15 protein-coding genes are annotated in these 20134 nt (G+C 69.2%); 5 read left to right on the top strand and 10 right to left on the bottom strand.

Annotated elements, in window-relative coordinates:
• Positions 1-17: 17 nt before the first annotated feature.
• The 3 genes from HDA40_RS42260 to HDA40_RS29495 form a co-directional block, all read right to left on the bottom strand.
• Entirely contained in the window at positions 18-1088 is a 1071-nt protein-coding gene (locus tag HDA40_RS42260) for a glycosyltransferase family 4 protein (protein WP_253761065.1), read from the bottom strand.
• Positions 1085-3046, bottom strand: coding sequence for a glycosyltransferase family protein (locus tag HDA40_RS29500; protein ID WP_253761064.1), 1962 nt, complete (start codon positions 3044-3046; stop codon positions 1085-1087). The genes HDA40_RS42260 and HDA40_RS29500 overlap by 4 nt, the downstream gene beginning before the upstream one ends.
• Positions 3047-3146: 100 nt before the next feature.
• Positions 3147-5129 (bottom strand): hypothetical protein, encoded by a 1983-nt coding sequence (locus tag HDA40_RS29495; protein ID WP_253761063.1) that lies wholly within the window; start codon positions 5127-5129, stop codon positions 3147-3149.
• A 92-nt stretch (positions 5130-5221) separates the two neighbouring features.
• Here HDA40_RS29495 and HDA40_RS29490 point away from each other — a divergent pair, with 92 nt between their 5' ends.
• The 3 genes from HDA40_RS29490 to HDA40_RS29480 all read left to right on the top strand — a co-directional run bounded on the left by HDA40_RS29490 (position 5222) and on the right by HDA40_RS29480 (position 8590).
• The gene (locus HDA40_RS29490; protein ID WP_253761062.1) at positions 5222-5986 is read left to right on the top strand and encodes a hypothetical protein; all 765 of its coding nucleotides are present in this window, start codon (positions 5222-5224) and stop codon (positions 5984-5986) included.
• 199 nt (positions 5987-6185) lie between these two features.
• Complete coding sequence (locus HDA40_RS29485) at positions 6186-7445, top strand: nucleotide sugar dehydrogenase (protein WP_253761061.1); 1260 nt, start codon at positions 6186-6188, stop codon at positions 7443-7445.
• A 5-nt stretch (positions 7446-7450) separates the two neighbouring features.
• The gene (locus HDA40_RS29480; protein ID WP_253761060.1) at positions 7451-8590 is read left to right on the top strand and encodes an acyltransferase; all 1140 of its coding nucleotides are present in this window, start codon (positions 7451-7453) and stop codon (positions 8588-8590) included.
• A gap of 36 nt (positions 8591-8626) precedes the next feature.
• On the opposite strand, the gene HDA40_RS29475 is transcribed toward HDA40_RS29480, so the two are convergent.
• Genes HDA40_RS29475 through HDA40_RS29465 form a run of 3 tightly spaced genes read right to left on the bottom strand, consistent with a single transcriptional unit; the run spans position 8627 to position 13878 of the window.
• Complete coding sequence (locus tag HDA40_RS29475; protein WP_253761059.1) at positions 8627-10555, bottom strand: glycosyltransferase family protein; 1929 nt, start codon at positions 10553-10555, stop codon at positions 8627-8629.
• 9 nt (positions 10556-10564) lie between these two features.
• The gene (locus tag HDA40_RS29470) at positions 10565-12091 is read right to left on the bottom strand and encodes a glycosyltransferase (protein ID WP_253761058.1); all 1527 of its coding nucleotides are present in this window, start codon (positions 12089-12091) and stop codon (positions 10565-10567) included.
• Between the two features lie 5 nt (positions 12092-12096).
• A complete protein-coding gene (locus HDA40_RS29465) occupies positions 12097-13878 on the bottom strand; it encodes a hypothetical protein (RefSeq protein ID WP_253761057.1) in 1782 nt (593 codons plus the stop codon).
• 132 nt (positions 13879-14010) lie between these two features.
• Between HDA40_RS29465 and HDA40_RS29460 the strand changes: the two genes are divergently transcribed.
• Entirely contained in the window at positions 14011-15099 is a 1089-nt protein-coding gene (locus HDA40_RS29460) for an LCP family protein (protein WP_253761056.1), read from the top strand.
• A gap of 16 nt (positions 15100-15115) precedes the next feature.
• On the opposite strand, the gene HDA40_RS29455 is transcribed toward HDA40_RS29460, so the two are convergent.
• Together HDA40_RS29455 and ndk are read right to left on the bottom strand one after the other, a co-directional pair.
• The gene (locus HDA40_RS29455) at positions 15116-16330 is read right to left on the bottom strand and encodes a glycosyltransferase family 2 protein (protein ID WP_253761055.1); all 1215 of its coding nucleotides are present in this window, start codon (positions 16328-16330) and stop codon (positions 15116-15118) included.
• Positions 16331-16437: 107 nt separating this feature from the next.
• Positions 16438-16848, bottom strand: a complete 411-nt coding sequence (gene ndk / locus HDA40_RS29450; protein WP_253761054.1) for a nucleoside-diphosphate kinase — start codon at positions 16846-16848, stop codon at positions 16438-16440.
• A gap of 223 nt (positions 16849-17071) precedes the next feature.
• On the opposite strand from ndk, the gene HDA40_RS42255 reads away from it, so the two are divergent.
• Positions 17072-18421: a VOC family protein gene (locus HDA40_RS42255; RefSeq protein ID WP_253761053.1), complete on the top strand. Its 1350-nt coding sequence runs from the start codon at positions 17072-17074 to the stop codon at positions 18419-18421.
• 10 nt (positions 18422-18431) lie between these two features.
• Here HDA40_RS42255 and HDA40_RS29440 read toward each other — a convergent pair whose 3' ends face one another.
• Together HDA40_RS29440 and HDA40_RS29435 are read right to left on the bottom strand one after the other, a co-directional pair.
• A complete protein-coding gene (locus HDA40_RS29440; protein ID WP_253761052.1) occupies positions 18432-18782 on the bottom strand; it encodes a DUF4233 domain-containing protein in 351 nt (116 codons plus the stop codon).
• The gene (locus HDA40_RS29435; RefSeq protein ID WP_253761051.1) at positions 18779-20131 is read right to left on the bottom strand and encodes a bifunctional folylpolyglutamate synthase/dihydrofolate synthase; all 1353 of its coding nucleotides are present in this window, start codon (positions 20129-20131) and stop codon (positions 18779-18781) included. Before HDA40_RS29435 ends, HDA40_RS29440 begins: the two co-directional genes overlap by 4 nt.
• Between the last annotated feature and the right edge of the window lie 3 nt (positions 20132-20134).

Here is a 20134-nt window from a genome sequence, read left to right as displayed (position 1 = left end):
TCCTTAGGAGCGGTTGATCAACGGCTGGGCACGGGGCTGCCGAGGATCTTCTCGACGATCTGCGCATACAGTTCCGCCGCCCGGCCCGGCACGGTCAGCTCCCGCAACCGGTCGGCCGTCGAGAGAAGCTCGGCCCGGAACGCTTGGTCGTGAAGCGCACGGCGTACCTTCTCGCGGGCGGCGCCGAAGTCCTCGGCTTCGTAAAGCGCGGCAGCCGGAAGAATTTCGGGAAGCGCGCCGACGGCCGGCGCGATGACCGGGCATCCGCGGACGACCGACTCCGCGACTGCCATGCCGAATGACTCGTTGATGCTGGTGCAGATGTGGACACCGCCACTGGCGGCCACCGAAGTGTAGAGAGCGGGCATCCGGTCGTACTCCACGCGCGGCCACCAGACCGCGTTCGCCAGCCCCGTCGACGTGGCCAGCCGCGTCGTGAGAGCGGCCACCTCAGCCACCGGCGAGGTGAGCCCGCCGACAAGCATCGGAATCAGCCCGTCGCGCTCCCCTTCGGCGACCTGATCCATGAGATCGACAGCGGTCCGCCAGCGCTTGTGGCTGTCGAGCTTGCCGACCCAGACCAGCGGGTGCCCGTCCATGATCGTCGGCACCGTGGGCTGCCGCCACATGTCGTCGAGGCAGTTCGGCACGATCGAGATCGGCGCGATCTCCTGCATGCGGTGGCTCCGCAGCAGCTCGTCCATGTACTGGCTGACGGTGATGATGTGGGAGACGTCGGCGAATTGGTCCCGATCGCGCAGGTAGCTGACGTTGGCGGTGGTCGTGTGCACCTCGAGCACCAGTCGGCCAGGCTTGCCCGCAGTACGCCAGGCGTCGATGAAGCTTGGGCTGTCGATAACGACGACGATGTCGGCGTTCGCCTGGGCGAGGGCCGCCTCGCGATCACGTTGGGTCGGCGCGACCACCGCCGCGCCCGCGGGGAATCGGCTCGCCATGCCGTAGTCCTGTTCGTAGACCACGGTGACGTCGAAGAACTGCGACATGGCCGGATACCGGTTGAGAAGCTGCGCGGAGACCCCGCCGAGCAGTCCGTACCGATAGCAGAAGACGATCCGGGGCCGGGTCACTTGACGTCCTCCAGCAGTGCCATGGCGCCCTTGCGGCCTTGTCGGCGGACGTCGCCGGCCTGGGCCGAATAGGTGTCGACGCGCTTCTCCCAAGTGTTCTCGGCGAGCCAGCTTACGATCTCGTCCTCCGCTACGCTCATCGCCGCGACCTTGGGCAGCATCTCCAGGAACTCGTCCCGCCCTTCGGTGATCACTGTGCCCGGATAGTCCCGACACTGCGGGAAGTAACTGGCGAGCACGGGCAGCCGGAGGTGCAGGTACTCGTAGATCTTGATCGGGTCGACCGCGTCCGCCAGCGGGCTGTTCTTGAACGGGATCAGCGCGGCCGACCATCGCAGGCTGTGTTCGGCTAGATCCTGGTGGCCCAGGAGGCCGAGCATCCGGATGTTGCGAGGCAGGTCCAGTGTCGGCGCACCATGCCCGGCGATCTCGAAGGTGATCTCGGGATACCGCTGCGCCGCTGCGATCACCAACGGCCAGTCGAACCACTTGTCCGTGAGGTGCCCGAAGTAGCCGACGGTGGTCCGGCTCGCATCACGGCGGCCTCGCGGACGCGGGAACTTCGGATCCAGGGCGTTGGCGTTGACGTGCACCTCGCGCCCGCCGGCAAGGGCGGAGATCTTACGGGCAAGCGGCCGGGAAACAGCCGAGACGATGTCGGCGTGGGCGGCGATGTATCGCTCGTAGCCGGGGTGGTGCCACTTCGCCATTCCGACCTTGGCGAACTCCTCCCAGTCGTCTCGGGCGTCGTACACCGTCACCCAGCCATGCTGAGCGGCCAGCGTCAGATAGCGAACCATGACCTCGTGCGGGAACGAGGCGAAGAAGATCTTCTTTTTGCCGCCGAAGTCCGCGGTGATGAGCTCGTCCAGCAATTTCGGCGTCGCGTCGATCGGGCTCTGGAAGAGAAGCGGATCGGGATGGTCGGGCAGCGGGTCCTTCTCGCTCCACCGGTAATAGTTGAAAAAGACCGGGCAGTTGCGCTCCAGGTAGACGCGGGTGAGGCGAATCGGCCGGTTCGCTCGCGCCTCCTGGACGAAGGTGGTCCCGGAGAACATCAGTACGACCTCGTCACCGGGTGCCGACCGGGCGGCGGCGAGCCACTGCTCGAACCCGTCCCGCAGAGTGTCCATCCAGGACGCGGCACCGGCCGGCGCCGCCGAACCGGACACTGACTTCGCGGCTGGGCTCGAGTTCGCCGACGACAGGGCCGGGAGGGTCGGAGCGAGCCGGCTCTGGGCGGTGGTCTTGAGCGATTTCACCCGGCGGTAGGCCGCCAATGGCAGTGCGTAGATCGGGCGGAGCCGGCGTACCCGCGCCCGGAGCTGGGCCAGCTCTCGCGTGACCCGCTGCAGTTCGGACTGAGACTTCTCCACCCGGGCCATCGCGCCTCGATAACGGGCACCGGCCTGGACGATCTGTCCGGCGAGCCCGCGCATCCGCTCGGCTAGCCGCCTCTCGTGGTCCCGGAAGGCGATCTCATCGGCCGACAGCGTCAGCGCGACCGCCCCGTCAGGTTGATCGCGCCGCTGGGCGACGAGCACGATCCGCCCGTCCAGCACCGCCATTTCGCTGATGTGGAACAACGGCTCGACGAGCCCGCGGACGGAGCCTTGATAGAACGGGACACGCGTCGGCGCGTCGGTCGCCCCGAACGGCAGGACGGCCAACAGAACCGCTTCCGGCTTCAGCGCGGTGTGAAGCCGGCGCATCATCGCAACCGGGTCTCCGTGCTGCTCGGTGATCCCCGTCACCACCGCGTGATCGAACATCGCGACGTATTCCAGAGCGTTCGCCAGCTGATCGACCTGGACGACCTTCGTGCCCGGCCCGGGTGGAACGACCGCGTCCCCGCCGCCCACCTGCACGATGGCACCGGTGGGCAAATGGGAGGTCAACCATCCCTTCACCACATCGGTCAACGCTCCGGCGTCCTCATGGGCATTCGTCGCCGCCATTACCTACCACCCCGTTCAACCCGGCAAACGCCGAGCGAAGACTAGTCGGGTCGTACCACCAGGTCAACACGACCGAACCGGCCCGAACTAGGTCTCGCGGTCACTTTCCTGCGGCCGCGATCCGGGTCAGCACCGCCCTCGCCGCAGCCGCGTCGCCCAGCGGCGACCGATACATCAGGCTCTGCTCACTCAGCGCGCTTCCGGGCGAGACCAGGCCCCAAACCGGGCGCCCGCTTCCGGCGTAATCGGCCCATTTCGAGGGCAGATAGGGGTTCACCGCACCGTGCGTCTGCACTGTGTCGGCGTCGTTCACCAGGAGACAGTCGAGCCGAACGGCCAGGTTCAGAAACGCCAGATAGGGGAGGTACGCGTTCGCGTGCACCCGGTCGGCGAGATCGAGCGCCCGTGCTCGACGGGCGACTTCGTCTGGATTCTTCGTGAAGACATGGAGCACGATCCGGCGGCTCTGGGCGTCATCCGCCTCGGCCATCGCCCGAAGGACGTCGTCAATGCCACGATTAGCATAAAAATTGCCGAAGTACCCGATGTGTACGCGGTCGGCGGCCAGCGGATAAGGCCAGGCGACCATCCGGTAGAAGGCGTCGGGCAGAGTCGGCTGTGGACGGATGACCGCCTTGCGCCGCACCAGCGCCACAGTCCTGGGGTCCGGGCAGTAGCCGAGCATGTAATCCAGTTGATACGCGTTCGTGAAGACCAGTTCGTCGGCGAGGACGTACGCCAGATGCTCGCACCACGCGAAGGCGTTCCGGCCCCGAGGCATCGGAAGTCCCTGCGCGCGCAGCCGCTTCAGCAGCGCCCGCGCGAAGGCGGTACGGCCGACGCGCTCCCCCCGCTCCGCTCCGTTGACGTCGCGCGACAACGGGTCGGAGAACTCCGCGCGCCAGAAGGTAGCCGGCGAGGTCAGCTTGTACGCCGCCGCGAGCACGTGGGAGGCCGCGAAGTGTGCCCGGCTGTAGACCGTGCGGTATGGCCCCAGGCCGGTACGCCACTCCCGAATCACGGCGAGTCCCCGGCGGGCGAACTCCTCCATCGAACTCCACGGCGCGAAATACGTCGGGGTCGGCAGTTCCGCCGTCCGGGCCGTGAACGGGCCGGCGATCCGGACCGTCGTGGGATCCACCTGACGCACACCCTGCATCCGGTTGCTGATCACGTCGTACACCTCGCCGGACTCCCGCAACCGCTTGGCCGCGACGACGGCGCTCGTCTCGGTGTACGGCGGGAAGGCGAACGCGACTGCCAGGGCCGCCGCCGGCACCCGGTTGACGGCGGCGTACGGCATGTCAGCCGCGGTACTGGCATCGAGGAGCGCGACTACCTTGTCTCGATCGTCGGGGTGCCGGAGGAGATACTCCCCGATGCGGGTCCCTTCGTGATCCGCCATTCGGGCGACGGCGTCCCGGCGCGGCCGATCGGTCCCGCCGTACGCCTGGATCAGCTCGATGATTCGCACCGGTTCGACGACCGAATCCGCGAAGCTCGTGCGGGACGTGGCGGGGGCGTACGCGGCATCGACCCCGGCCACCTCGCGGACGGGTAGGCCGTGTTCGACCTGGAGGGCAGCGAGCACGAGTGCGGCACCGGTCGCATCGGCGGGCCGGTCACTCGCGCGTGCCAAGGCGGTCGGCAGGCATTTGCCGTACGGGATGTCCGGCCCATCCGCCGGGGTGATCGGAGCGGCTGCGACCCGGTCCGGCCCGGCGGCTTCCCAGAGTGCGGCGAGAAACCGCTCGCCGACCGAATCGACCCCCGTGGCGAAGACAACGAACTGCCTGGTCGCGGCAGCCAGGCCGAGCTCCTCGGCGTGACGTTGATCGGCGTTGGGCGCGTGCAGGACCCGGAGCCCCGGGGCGCCGTCGGTTCCCGCATGAGCGGTCCACGAATCCGGGTCGAGTCGTCCGGCCAGGACCAGAATCGTCTCGATCAAGGCCGGATCCAACGTCTGTCGACGGAGATCGGCCAGGATGGGCGATGCCGCTTCCACGGCGGTCACCACAACGGTCAGGCCAGGGGCAATGGCGTCCCGATGCGAGCGCTCCCCCATCGTGCTGTCGAGTTCCATGCTCCCCCGCATCCTGATGACCCAGTGCACGTGCTCGCCTGCTCGCGGCCGCCCGGCGTGTGGTGACCCGCATCGTGCGGCATCCTAGCCAGATGACCGAGCAAGGACATCTGGAAGGATCGCCGACGATGACGGCGAGTGACGACCTTCTGGTTCCCGTGCCCGTCCCCGATCGCCTCTTGATTCTTCAGGAGCGCCCGCAGTCGGTCCCAGCGGCTCTCCGGTTGCCTTTCGGCGAGGCATGGCTGGCAGGGGACGTCGACTCCGTCGGCCGCCGGGACTTCGACATGGTGGTCGTCGAGCCGGCCGGCGATCCGGGCGGCTGGCTCGCGCGGACGCTGCCCGGCGCGTCCGGCCTCCTCCGGGACGGCGGCTGCGCCCTCGTGGTCCCGGCCTTGCCGAACTCGGCGGGCGTCGCCGATCATCGTTGGCTCGGCAGCTTGCCTGTGGGGGTCACCTGGTCGGGCTGGAGTCTCGTCGGGGGCAGGCCCGCCCTGCACCTCCTCGCGGCTGCCGACCGGCCGTACGCCGAACGCGACAGCAGCCTGGTGACGAGCGCCCTCACCGCCGCATGGCTGACTGCCGGAGCCGCGTTCCAGCAAGGTGAGCGGGAACGACGACGGGAACTCGCCTCGGTCGAGGCCCGGTTCGCCGAGGCGCGGTCACGAATCGAATCCGATTTGCGAGACCGTGTCGAGGTGCTGACGGCCGAGCTCGACGACCTGCGGCGGCGACACCGGGGCGCGCAGCTGGTCCGGACGGTGGCCGGCCGTAGTCGTGCCGGTCGCGCGATTCGCCGGGCCCGGCGGTGGGTCCACGCCGCCTTCACCGCCCGCTCCGATCAGTCGCTGCTCTGACTGGCAAGCCGAGAAAACCGCTGCTACTAGGGCGAATTGGGCAATGCGTACAGTTGCCACAGTGGCCGTGCCCGGAACCCGGGGGGTGCGTCGGCCGCCCTCAGGAGCCGGTAGCATGCGTCTCTCACAGAGGCAAGCAAGACAGGCACGGGGGAATCGTCAACGGCGTGCCGTCGATTCACTGTCCAAGGAGGCACCAATGGCCGTCGATGTCGTCATCCTCGGACTCGGATACGTCGGGTTGCCGCTCGCGCGCGAAGCGACTCGCGCCGGCTTGCGCGTACTCGGCTTCGACGTGAACACCCGGGTCGTCAAGTCCCTGAACGAGGGCCGGTCGCACGTGGACGACCTCTCGGACGACGACATCGCAGACATGGTGGCCCAGGGCTTCCGCGCGACGTCCGACGAGAGCGAGATCGCGACCGCAGGCACCGCGGTCATCTGCGTTCCCACCCCGCTTTCCGAGGAAGGCGGACCCGACCTGCGGGCGGTGACCTCCGCGACCGGTTCGATCGCCCGGAATCTGCGCGCCGGCATGCTCGTCATCCTGGAGTCGACGACCTACCCGGGGACGACCGACGACGTCGTCCGTCCCATTCTCGAGGCGAATGGGCTGCGGGTAGGCGAGGACTTCAACCTCGCGTTCTCGCCCGAACGCATCGATCCGGGCAACGCCACCTTCGGCGCGCACAACACTCCGAAGGTCGTCGGCGGGCACACCCCCGCGTGCACCGAGCGTGCGGCCGCGTTCTACGGCACCTTCGTGACCGAGGTCGTACGCACGAAGGGAACCCGGGAGGCCGAGATGGCCAAGCTCCTGGAGAACACCTACCGCCACGTCAACATCGCCCTCGTGAACGAGATGGCGAAGTTCTGCCACCAGCTCGACATCGATCTCTGGGACGTGATCCACGCGGCGTCCAGCAAACCGTTCGGCTTCCAGGCCTTCTACCCAGGTCCTGGCGTGGGCGGTCACTGCATCCCGATCGACCCGAACTACTTGAGCCACAACGTCCGGGCCAAGCTCGGTTACCCCTTCCGGTTCGTCGAGCTGGCTCAGGAGATCAACGCGACGATGCCCGCGTATGTGGCTCGGCGGGCGCAGAACATCCTGAACGAGGCGGGCAAGGCCACGAACGGCTCTTCGGTGCTGTTGCTGGGCGTGACCTACAAGCCGAACATCGCCGACCAACGAGAGTCGCCGGCGGTACAACTGGCCCAGCGGCTGAGCGGGCTGGGCGCCAAGCTCACCTACCACGACCCGCACGTCGAGGACTGGCGGGTGCCGGACGTCGAGGTGCTGAAGGCAGACGAGCTGGAGCCGGCCGTCGCCCAGGCAGACCTGGTCATTCTGGTGCAGAACCACGCCGTATACGACGCCGATCGCCTGGCCGGGATGGCGCAGCGCTTCTTCGACACGCGTGGGGTCACCACGACGTCTGCCGCGCACCGGCTCTGACCACCGTGGCACAACCAGCTGAGCTGAGCGAGACCGGAAACGTTCCGCGCAGTCGTACCGGCAAGACTTCCGCGGCCTCGACCAGCTTGGTCGACGACGTCCGACGCCGCCGCGAGCCGGGGCTGGACCTCTTACGGGTCGTCGCCATCGCCGGCGTCGTGGCAATCCATGTTCTCGGTCCGGACGAGGCACTCCAGGGCACGCTGCATTGGTGGGTCGCGACGGCGATTCAACGCGCCTCCTTCTGGGCCGTCCCTGTGTTCATCATGATCAGTGGCGCGCTGGTGCTGAACCCGCGAGCGCATCAGGACGGGCCGGGTGCCTTCTACCGCCGACGGCTGACGAAGATCCTGCCGGCGATGATCGCCTGGCATCTCGTCTATGTGGTCGGCGTTCGCATGTGGATTTTCGGCGAACACCTGACCCTGGCCTCGCTCGGCTCGATGTTCATCGAGTCCCGATTCTTCACCGCGCTCTATTTCCTGTGGCTGATTCTCGGGCTGTACCTGCTTGCCCCGATCCTGGTCGCGTTCCTCCGAGACGGTGGCGAGCGACGGGCGTACATCTTCGCCGGCGTCGTCATGCTGTGGTCGATCGCACTGATCATGGTGCCGAACATGTCCCGGTTGACCGACTCGCCGCACGAGGTCTATTTGGGCAGTCTGACCATCTGGCTGCCCTACGTGGGTTACTTCCTCGCGGGCTGGGCGCTGCGAAACGTGCGGCTCGGGCCACGCGGACTCCTGATCGCCACCATTGTCGGTGTGCTCGGAGCGGCCGAGCTGACGTGGCAGGTCGGTTCCGGGGTGGACGCTCCGCTGCTCTGGGCGTTGCTGCCGGTCGAGTACGCCGGTCCGGTCACGGCGGTGCTGGCGTTCTGCGTCTATCTGGTCGGATTGAGCATCGGCGGCATGATTCAGCTGTCCGCGGGTCAGGCAAGGGTGCTCCGCCGACTCGCCGAGGCCACGTTCGGCGTCTTCCTGACGCACCTGCTGGTCCTCGTCCTGCTGCGCACCTGGTTCGACATTGTGGACCGGGGCACCTCGTTCGCGGTCATGCTCATCACGTACGTCGTGGTCCTGTGCACGTCCTTCGTGATCGCCCTCGCCGGCTCGCGAATCCCTTACGTGCGGCGCATCTTCTAGCCGGCTCGGGTGATCGCGGACGGCCCGACAGCTCGGTCAGCCCGGCTGGGCGACTCTGAGCCGGGCCGCGCCCACGTCGCCGTGCAGCAGATCCGCCCAGGCGGCGACGGTCCTGGCCGGGTCGGCCGTCGCCCGGATCTCGGCGTACGCACGTTCCCCGCGGTCGACCCAGCTTTGCTCGTCGGCAGAGGCGAGGATGGCGGTGGCCGCCGCTTCGACGGACGGCTGAATCCACTCGGCGGAGTAGATCTCGGCGGAACCCGGCCATGGTCGGATCACGGGGATCGCCCGGGATGCCATGCCTTCGGCGGCCGCCAGATGGAAGCTTTCGATGTCGCTCATGGACAGGACATGGCCAACCTTGCGATACCACCGGGCCATGTCCCCGCCGGGGCGATCGAAAGCGACCGCTCCCCGGAGCAGCGGATCGCGTTCGATCCGCTCCAGGCACCAGCCGACGAACTCCCGCTCGGCGGCGCGTGGCCAGGCGTACGCGTTGTCCCAGGGCATGACCGAGCGGACGTGGAGCGTGAAGCGGGGGTCTTCCCGGCGGACCGCGGCCAGAACGTCGAGGGCGAGATCGAACCGCTTGTTCATGAACTCCATCCCGACGAACCCGATGCCGAACCGCGCGCCCGGCACCTTCCGCCGGTCGAACAGATCGACGTCGAGGTAGTTGGGAATGTAGACCAGCTTGTCCGCGGGCCAGCCCAGTTCCCCGAGGATACGGCCGCGGATCGGCGGCGAGACGTGGACTACGGCGTCGACCCGATCGATGTCGATGTCACGGGGATAGGGAGCATCCAGTTCGTAACGATGCAGACGAAGGATGAGGGTCTGGCCGGGCCGCTTGTTCTGGGAGAGCCAGACGGCGCTGGGCCGTGCCCATTCGGCGAACACCGCGTCCGCTTGCGCGAGCAGGCCACTGGTGGCAGGCGAGCGCTGCCCTAGGGACGGCCAGCTGTCTAACCGCAGGTCCAGGTCGTCATGGGCAGCCAGCCGCCCGGCCAGCTCGCGGGCGAATTTGAGGTCGTAGCCCGAGACCAGGACGCGACGACGGCGACCCGAGCCGGTCCGCACCGGCAGCGTCGCGGCCAGAACTCGGCGAGCTGCGGCCACCTGGCGCTCAGCTGTCCAGGGGTCCGGCGGCTCGGCGGCCGGAACCGACAGCGAAACGCCTTGGCCGACCTGCGCCCAGTCGAGCAACGGCGACGGCTCCCACCCGGCGCCCAGACCAGCCCAGCGGGCCGCGACGAAGGAGTAGGAACCGAGCGTCTGTCCATTGCGGAGATCTCGCCAGACGGCCAACGGGGCGGCCGGCGCTGGAAGCGCAGCCGCCGGCGAGCACTCGTCGCATGGCCGGTCCACAGCGATCGGCGGGAAGATCTCGACCCGCAGCCTGGTCGCGTGCGCGGCGCGCTCGACCGATTCCCGCGCGAGTTCGGAGTCGGTCAGGACTCCGGCGATGTTCGCCGCGAGCCGGGCGATCTGAGCAGCCGGCCCGGAATCGACCCCGGCGAGCAACCGTTCCGCAGGCCACGTCGCCACCCAGAGGCGGCCGCCCGGTGCGCCGGCGGCGAGCGCGGCCGCCGCGACTTCGGCCGATTCCGCGACGATCACGTCTGTCCGGCTCGTGTCCGCGCCGAGCCGGCGAAGGTTCGCCTTCGCCCGGCGCCCGTCGTCCGTGTACGCCTGAAGTTCAGCTCGCACCGCCCTGGTGACCTGCTGGGCGCCTCGGTACGCGAGACCGGCCGGTCGGCGTACGACGCGGGGCAGCCGAGCGGCGCGACCGGCGCCCGGAGGACCGACGGCCGCGGTGGCCGCCGGAGCCGGTTCGACACCGATTTCGCTGACGGCTGCTCCCGCCTCCGTGAACGCGGCGCGGACGGCATTACGCCAGCAGCACACGCCGGCGGCGTCCGGCCAGGTCTGGTCGCGTAGCAGCAGGACGTCGCCGACAGGCATCTGGTCTCCCTAACGCCCGGACGGGTGATGGACCCGCCCGGCCGAGCTTCGATCCTGGTTCCGGCGCCCGAACTGCCGGGCCGCCCGGATCGCGGTGAGCTTAGCCACCATGGCCGCCGCCCGCAGGAGCGTGCGTACTCCACCGACTTCGACGACCATCGGGGTCCAGCGTTCGGGCGCTGACAGCTGGGCGTCGACGAGAAGTTCGGCAAGCGCCGCGTCGGCGAGTTGACGCAGATCCGTGATGCCGGCGGCCGCCGGGCTGACCTTTCGGTGTTCGAGTGAAGCGCCGCTCCACGCGGCTCGGGAGTCCGCGGCGGTACGCCGCAACTCGACCGCACCGGCAAGCACGACCGCCGCCTCGTGCCGTTCGGCCTCGGCGATCAGCATCGGCACGGTGTCCGCCGCCAGCCGGGCGTACGCCGGAACGCGGAGCAGGAAGGGTGCGGGGAACGCCGTCCGGGGCGGTTCGACGACGAAGCGCACCCGCTGGTCGGCCCGATATGTCTCCCTGATCAGGCGCAGATCGAGGTCGGGGTCGTCCAGGACGTCGCGCCGCTCGTCGGCAAGCCGATTCCACGGCCCGCTCAGCACCACCTGGATGTCTCCGGTCAGCAGGCCGTCGACGCAGGCGCGGACCAGTTCCAACGGCTGGCCGTCGACGTCGACCGTGGCCGTGACGAGTGGGACCGCCCAGGACGTGCCGCCGTTCTTGCGCAGCCAACGGGGTTCCGGCATGCGCGTGGCGAGGAACGGCCGGTTGAAGCGCCGCAGCCGCTCACCGCGCTTCGTCATCGCGGTCGGCCCCACATGCCAGGCCCGTGCCTGCCGGTCCGGAATGAACAGCGCGCCGGCTTGGGCCAGTCGGTACCCGAACTCCGTATCCTCGCCAAGGTGCAGGTCCGGATCGTATCCGCCGGCCCGTTCGTAAAGCTCCCGGCGCACCGCCACTGTGGCGCCCACATGCGCCAGGAATGCGGCGGAGCCCGCGTCCCGCAGATCCCGCGTCCGCCGGAACATGTCCTCTATGTAGTCGTGGGGCTCGGTTCCGTCCGTTGTGAACAGTCCTGCGGCGTCGTCGGCGACCTGTGCGGCGGTCACGGTCGACGCCGCCACGTCGGCGAACCGCTTCATTCCCAGCGATACCGCGTACGGCACGAGGTGATGCCAGCGAGCCAGGGCCTCGACATGGTCCGGGAAGAGCACCATGTCGGCGTCGAGCCGATGAATGATCTCTCCGGCCGCATCACGTACGCCCCGGGCTACCGCATGTCCCGGACCCCAGCCTGGTCCCTCGGCGCGGACGATCCGTGTACGCGACGGGCGCAGCTGCGGCAAGCGCAACGGGTTGGGCGACCCGTCGTCGACGACGATCACCTCGAGCAGTTCGGCCGGGTAGGTCTGCCGGCTCAGCGCGGCCAGGGTGAGGTCGAGGTGCTGCTGACTGCCGTAGGCGGGGATGACGACGCTCACGGTGAGCTCGGGCCGCCAGCCGCCCAACGGCGGCGTGTCCAGCCCGGACCAGTCGTTGCCCACGATCGTCATTGTGCGTCGAACTCGCGATGGGGCGGCCGGCCCGGCCAGCGCCGAGCGGGGTCGTTGAGGAAGTATTCGATGCCCGGATCCCAGGTGTGCCCGTCGTCGTGCCGCGTGTAGAGGAATCCGAAGCCGTGTGTGCGGTAGACGAGGCCGCCGGCGGCGAGGACCCGATCGAGCAGTGCGCGGTCGACCGACCGAGCGACTGGGCGCCAGCCACCCACCTCTTCCAGATCCCCGCGGGAGATCATCATCGTGCCGCCCGCGACCACGTCGGAGTAGAGCTCGCTGCCCATCCGCCGACGCACCGTAGCGTCGAACGGCTCCAGGTAGACGAACTCGGCGCCTTTGCCGACCACGGCCGCACCCGAGTGGAGCCGGGCGAGGACCAGGTCCCAGATGTGTTCGCGGCCGTAATGGTCGTCGTCGTCCACCTTGGTGAGCAGGCTGCCGGAGGCCATCCTGGTGGTGGCCGCCAGAACCTCACCGAATCCGGTTTCGGGCGGGAACGAAGCCAGGCGTATCGGCACCGGGAGGCTCGTCAGCCGGGCGGTCTGCTCGGGCGTCAACTCGATGCCGTGCAGCCCTACCACCAGCTCGAACTCGGCGTAAGTCTGGGCGGCCAGGGCGACTGCGGCGGCCACCGCGCGCTCTGGACGACGGCTGACCAGCACAGCCGACACCGACGGCGGCCGCGCGACGGAGGGGTGCCGGTCGGCCACGATCTCGCGAAGCCGCAGGGCACTGGCGTGGTGACGCATAGCTGCCCGGCGTTGACCGACGCCGTGGACCTCGCGATCGAACGGGTCCGAACCGTCCAGGCCGGTGTCGAAATAGCCGAGGAGTTCGGGATGCAGGCGCGCACGGACATCGCTTGGCAGCTCAGGGGTGTGCAGGACGAGACCGGTCATCGCAAGCTGGGCCAGCACCGTCGCGCCGAGCTCGCCCGGCGCCGGGTCGCCGACGAGACTCGCCGAGCCGACCTGTGCCAAGGCTGCGGCCTGCCGCTCGTCGAGCACCTGGCCGGCTCGCCCGGCCACAAGGACGTGCGCACGCCCTGGCCGCAGGAGGCACCAGTCGTATCCACTCTCGGCCGCCGTCATATGCAACTCCGCGTGCGGCACCGTCAGCAGCGTCTCCTGCCGACCGCGAGGATTGGCGCCGGCCACGTCGACCAGGACGAGCCCTCCGGTCTCGTCCCGGATCACGAAGTCGTACGCCGGAAGCGGCCCCACGTCCGGACGTGCCGACTCGGCGGCGTACGCCGAGTCCACCGGCAGCCAGGCCGGACGGGGACCGTCGACGAGCACATCGGCGGTGAGTACGCCCGGTAGCGGCCGGACCGGGCTGAGCAGCATGAGCGCAGCGCCCAGCAGCCGCGAGACTGGTACGGGCCGACCGAACGTCCAACTGAGGACCACCCTGCCGTCCCCGTCCGGAAGACTGAGCTTCTGCCGCAGCAGCCCCGTCAGGGCGGGCGTCCGCCCTACCCAGTCCGGCCAGGGCCGGCTCCACGACTGAATGGTGAGGTCGAACCCGGTCGCCTCGTCTGGCGTCAGGTGGCTCGAGACGAGCCGCCGCAGCTCTCCGACGGTGCCGACGGTGATTTCCACTCGGCCCGAGTCTGCTGCCATTCGGGTCGCATCGCCGGCCCGTTCGCTCCAAGCCGGGACCGAACGCTTCTGACGGGTACGCCGTTTGACGGCGCGCAGGACGTTGCGTACGCGAGCCCGCAGCGGCGTCGACGGCAACGCGCGGACGGCCGGAGCTGGTCTGTCCTGCCTCACGCGACACGCCCCCTCGATCGAACCCGGTCCGCGACGGGCCCGGACCGGCTGGGCATGCTAACACGGCGGCCCTGGCCGTCCCGGAAATCGCCTGACCGTCGGTGTAGTGGCAGGCCGGTATCCTCTGGTTCCATGTCGATCCCCTCGGATGCCGATCCAAGCATCGATCCCCAGGAGATCGCCCACGGGGGCGATAACGTCGAAGACTCGGATTCTCAGGTGGCGCCGCCGTCGGCCGCTCCGGCGCCGAAGCGCCGCCGCTGGTTGCGCGTGACGCTGTGGAGCCTGGTGACGCTGGCGCTGGTCGCCGCTGGCAGCGTGGTGGGGCTTCGGCTCTACCTCAAGTCGGTGGAGAACAAGGTGACCCGGGTGGACGCGTTCGCCGAGGTCGTGGAGTCCGAGCGCCCGGCCAAGCCGGTGCAGACCACCAAGGCCGTGAACCTCCTGATCCTGGGCAGCGACTCACGCGACCCGGACACCGACGGTTCCCGCACCGACACGATCATGCTGGCGCACGTGGCGGCCGACCGCTCGAGCGCGCAGATCGTCTCCATTCCGCGCGACACCTGGTTGGACATTCCCCGGGCCAAGAACGGTCACGGCGGGGTGAAGGCGAAGATCAACGCCGCCTTCGCCTGGGGCGGCATTCCACTCATGGTGCGGACCGTCGAGGCGTACTCGAAGGTGCGGATCGACCACGTGGTGGTCATCGACTTCGCCGGGTTCGCCCAGGTCGTCGACGCGCTGGGCGGCATCGAGGTGGACGTCGAGAAGAACTTCACCTCCATCCATCCGCCGTACCGGAAGTTCAAGGCCGGTCCGCAGCATCTGGACGGTGCCGAGGCGTTGGACTATTCCCGTCAGCGCAAGCAGTTCGCCAACGGCGACTTCTCCCGGATCAAGCATCAGCAGCAGGTCATCCGGGCGGTTCTCGCCAAGGCGACAAGCGCCGGCATCCTGACCGATCCGGTCAAGCTCAACAATTTTCTGAAGGCCACCGCCGGGGCGATCTCCGCCGACAAGGGTTTCGACCTGTTCGGGACGGCTATGGAACTACGCGGAATGAACACCAGCCGCATTCGGTTCATCACCAACCCGACCTCGGGCGGCGGCTGGGAAGGTACACAAAGCGTGGTGTACGCCAACAAGGCGGTCGCCGCTTCCCTCTTCGAGGCGATCAACAACGACACCGCCGCGACCTGGCAAGCCCCCAAGTCGTAGCGCTCTCGGCCGGCGGCTATCGGCTGACGGGCTGGCGCTCGGTGCCGTCGCCGGTCGCCTGGGCCGGGATCGTGACCGTGGCGATGCCGCGCAGCGTCATCAGACTGGCGAGCAGACCCGAGAACATCACCATCACACCGAGGCCGATCGCGGTCGCCGACGGCAGCACGATGCGTACGGTGCCGGTCGGATCGAGGTCGCCGAAGCCGGTCTCGCCCCACTGGCCGACCGCGAAGGCCGTTCCGGCGATTCCCACCGTGATCAGCAGCAGACCATAGGCGGCGCACCGTTCGAATTTGAGCAACGTGACCCAGCGATGCAGCCGGGCACCCCGGGTGATGCCCTCGACTCGGCCGTAGACCTCAGCGAACCCGCCCACCAGAATCAGCTGCGCCCCGACTAGGACGGCGAAACAGGCGTAGACGAGGACGTTGACGTCCATGCGCACGCCGCCGATCGCCACCGGCCCGGGCGTCAGCGCGACAACGCCGAGCATACCCACCAGGAACAGCACCGTCCCCGGCCAGACGACTGCTCGCTGCGGCGCGAAGACCAGGAGGAAGCGCAGGTGACGCCAACCGTCCCGCCAGGTCCGCAGATGGGGCGGTCGGCTGCGGCCGTCGCGGTGCAGCCGGGTCGGCACCTCGGTGATGTCGTACCCCGCCAGGGCGGCCCGGACCACCATCTCGGAGGCGAACTCCATGCCCGGCATGCACAGCTGCAGCGCGCGTACGCGGTCGCGGTCGAACCCGCGCATGCCGCAGTGGAAGTCCCGGACCTTCAGTCCGAACAGGACCCGGCCTAGCCACGAGAGCACCGGGTTACCGAGATAGCGGTGCAGCGGAGGCATCGCCGCCGGCGCGATCCCGCCTCGGAACCGGTTGCCCATGACGATGTCGTGGCCCGCACGGAGGGCCGTGACGAACGGCTCGAGGTCGGTCAGGTCGTAAGAGTCGTCGGCGTCCGCCATGATGACGTACCTACCGCGAGCGTGTTCGATGCCGTTGATCAGGGCGCCGCCGTAGCCGCGCACCGGGGCGGCCACGACCCGAGCCCCGGCCGCCTCCGCGATCGCCTGCGAGCCGTCCGTCGAACCGTTGTCGCTGACCAGCACCTCGCCGCGGATGCCGAGCGACTGCAGGCTGATCTGAGCCTTTTCGACGCACACCTTCAGCGTCTCGGCCTCGTCGAGGCAAGGCAACAGGACGGTGAGTTCAAGGGGTTCGGACATCTGGTCTCCCGGCTACATGGCTACGCCTGGACTCGTGCACCGTCGATCGAGGAGGGTGGCGACGGCGCCTGCAAGATACCGGCGTTCCAACCGGCGTTACCGGTAGCTCAGACGAGGTCCGGGAACCAGAGCTTGATCTCGCGCTCGGCGGACTCGGTGGAGTCCGAGGCGTGCACCAGGTTCTCGCGGTTGGACAGCGACAGGTCGCCCCGGATGGTGCCGGCGGCGGCCGCCCGGCCGTCGGTCGCGCCGACGAGCGTACGCACGACGGCGATCGCCTCGTCGCCGGTGACGATCGCCGCGACCAGCGGACCCGAGGTCATGAACTGCTTCAGCGGCGGGTAGAACGGCCGCTCCACGTGCTCGGCGTAGTGCGCGTCGGCCAGCTCGGCGTCCATCGTGCGCAGCACCAGCGCATCGATCCCGAGCCCCTTGCGCTCGAGCCGGCTGATGATCTCCCCGACCAGCCCCCGGCGTACCGCGTCCGGCTTGATCAGTACGAGCGTGCGCTCGGCCACGAGCATTCCTCCTGGGTTTCGGACTGCGCCCTTTTTGTGAGCGTGGTTCATCAGCAGACTACCGATCGAGTCGGGCAAGCCACCGTGAACCCCCCATCAGCCACACCCGATCGGCCCTTCCGAAACGCCACGACGCCCCCCTATGTTTACTCAAGACGCCGACTCCCCCCGCTGTGGCACGATCGGGTCGTTGGGGGACGCGGTCGCCGGGGAGGGACGAAACGTGGCAAACGGCCAGCGGAAGAAAGTCGGGGCAGTACGCGCGACCGGTGCGGTGGCCTTGGGCTCACTCGGTGTCTTCACCGCGATGGCCGGCCTCGGACTGACGAGCTGGCCGCTCGGCGCCGTCGGCGTCGCGATGCTCATCCTGGCCGTCGCCCTCATGCTGACCTCGTCGTTCCGCGGGGCCGACCGGGCGTTCGTCGTCGGCACGGCGCACGTGCTGGAGGCGACCGAGCCGCCCGCGACGCTGACCCACGGCCGGATCGAGATGCACCTGCAGATCGAGGCCCCCGGCCACCCGCCGGCGTCGGTGCGCGTACGCGATCCGCGGGTGCCGGTGGCGAAGTGGCCGACCGTCGGCGACGTCCTCCCGGTCCGGGTGGCCGTCGACGACATCCGTCGCGTACGCGTCCTCTGGGACGAGATCCTCACCCACACGCAGCGCTACCAGGACGACGCGTACTCCGAGTACGAGGGCCTCATAGACGACGAGGAACCGTTGTACGACGATCGCACGGGCCACCAGGCCGGGCCGATGCGGTTCGAGGACTACGACGACGACGACGATCGCGAGGACCTCGCCGGCTACCGGGACTCCGACCTGGCCGACGAGGTCGCCGCCGCGCGAGCCGCGCAGGGGCCGCCGGCCTACGAGGACGGGCCGGAGGGGCCGGACCTGCCGCTCCGCCGTCGTCCCAGCCCACGCCGCCGCGGCGAGCCCCGTCGCGACGACGTACGCGAAGAGGCGGCCGAAGGTGCGGGCGCGACGACCCAGGTGCTCGAAGGGCAGATCATCGACGGGCCGGAGGCCGGACCGGAGGCGCCCCTGCGGGTCGACGTCATCGACTTCTCCGAGGCGACCCCGTCCGCCCTGGGCGACCTGCCACCGAATCCCCGGACCAGCCCGGAGAACGAGGGCTACCTCGGGCACGCCGAACCGCCGGTGGACCCGATCCCGGCGTACTCCGCGCGCGGCGCCGGATCGGTGAACGCCGTCGGCGTGACGCTGCTGGTGGCCGACGTGGACCGCTCGGTCGCCTTCTACCGCGATCTGCTGGGCTTCGACGAGATCGACAGCGGCTACGGCAACGCCGTGATGTCCTCCGGCGACACCCGCATCGTGCTGCGCCGGGCCGAGGACCTGACCGCGGGCAACCGCCGCCTCACCCACCTGAACCTGGAGGTCGACGACCTCGACCGGGTGCACGCCGACCTCGTCGAGCAGGGCGTCACCTTCACCTACGCCCCGCGCGTGGTCAACCGGGGCGAGCGCCTGGAGCTGTGGGCGGCCGCCTTCCGCGACCCGGACGGGCACGCGGTGAACCTCACCCAGTGGCGCTCCCGCCACTGAGCGAGTCCGGTCAGGACAGGATCGTGCGGCGTACCTTGAGCACGTAGAGCCAGGCGAGCCCGAAGGTCACCCCGACCGCGGCGATCATCCAATGGGCGAGCCCGCCCGCGATCAACACGATCTGCAGCACTCCGCCGGCGGGCCAGGCCCACGGCCGGCCCATCATCCCGGCGAGGGTGAAAGCCGCGAGGGCCGTGACGATCAGGATGATGATCGCCGCCGTCGGATGGCCGGTGCCGAGCATCCGGATCGGGGCGATGCCCAGTAGCAGGGTGAGACCTTCGAGCGACAGCGCGGCCGCGCCGAGCCCGCGGACGGCCTTCTCGGGGTTACGCAATCCGGATGGTTTGACCTCGGTCATCGCTTCAACAGCCTCCGCGCGTCGGCCACGGTCACGACCGAGCCGGTGATGAGCACGCCGACTCCGCTGAGCGGGCCGTCCTGGTCCTCCTCGGCCAGGACGACCGCCTCGGAGATGGCGTCGGGCAGGTCGGGGACGACGTGAACGCGATCCTCCCCGAAGATCTCGATGGCCAGCTCGCCGAGCTGGTCGGGGGCCATCGACCGGGGCGACGAGTTGCGGCTGACCACGATCTCGTCGAGCACCGGCTCCAGCAGCTCCAGCACACCGGACACGTCCTTGTCGGCGAACGCCGCGAGGACGCCGACGAGGCGGTGGAAGGTGAACTCCTCGGTCAGCGCCGCGACGGTCGCCGCCATCCCGTGCGGGTTGTGCGCGGCGTCCAGCAGGATCGCCGGGGCGCTGCGTACGCGCTCCAGCCGGCCGGGCGAGCTGGCCGAGGCGAAGCCCTCCCGGACCAGCTCGACATCGAGCTGCTTGACCTTGCCGCTGGTGGCTCCGGCACCGAGGAAAGCCTCGACGGCGGCCAGCGCCACCGCGGCGTTCTGCGCCTGGTGCGCGCCGTGCAGCGGGATGAAGATGTCCTGGTAGATCCCACCGAGCCCCTGGAGGGTCAGCACCTGGCCGCCGAGCGCCACGTTCCGCTGGACCACGCCGAACTCCAGCCCCTCGCGGGCGATGGTCGCGCCGACCTCGGCGCAGCGCTCCAGGATCGGCTCCAGGGCCTCCTCCGGCTGCTGCGCGCAGATCAGCGTCGAGCCGGCGTGGACGATCCCGGACTTGGCCAGCGCGATGTCGTAGATCGTGTCGCCGAGCCACTCGGTGTGGTCCAGCCCGATCGGGGTGATCACCGTGACGCCCGCCTGCAGGACGTTCGTCGAGTCGTCGGCGCCGCCGAGCCCGACCTCGACCACGCCCACGTCCACCGGCGCGTCGGCGAAGGTCGCGAAGGCCAGCGCCGTGGTCATGTCGAAGTAGGTCAGCGGTTCGTCGTTACGGGCGTCGAGCAGCGCGGCCACCGGCGCGACCTCGTCGTAGATCCGGGTGAACCACTCCTCGTCGACGGGGTCGCCGTCGAGGCTGATCCGTTCCCGGACGGTCTCCAGATGCGGGCTGGTGTAGCGACCTGTGTGCAACCCGTACGCCCGGAGCAGGCTGTCGATCATCCGGGCCGTCGACGTCTTGCCGTTCGTGCCGGTCAGATGGATCGACGGGTACGCCCGCTGTGGACTGCCGAGCACGTCGAGCAGCTCGGTGATGCGCCCGAGGTCGAACACCATCCGGGTGAAGCCGCGGCCTTCCAGCTCCGCCTCGGCGGCCCGCATCTTGTCCGTTACGTCGTCGCTCATGAT

This window comes from Hamadaea flava (assembly GCF_024172085.1).
In the GTDB taxonomy this organism is placed as follows: domain Bacteria; phylum Actinomycetota; class Actinomycetes; order Mycobacteriales; family Micromonosporaceae; genus Hamadaea; species Hamadaea flava.
Note: the sequence above shows the minus strand (reverse complement) of the source record. Positions and strands in the feature narration are given on the sequence as shown.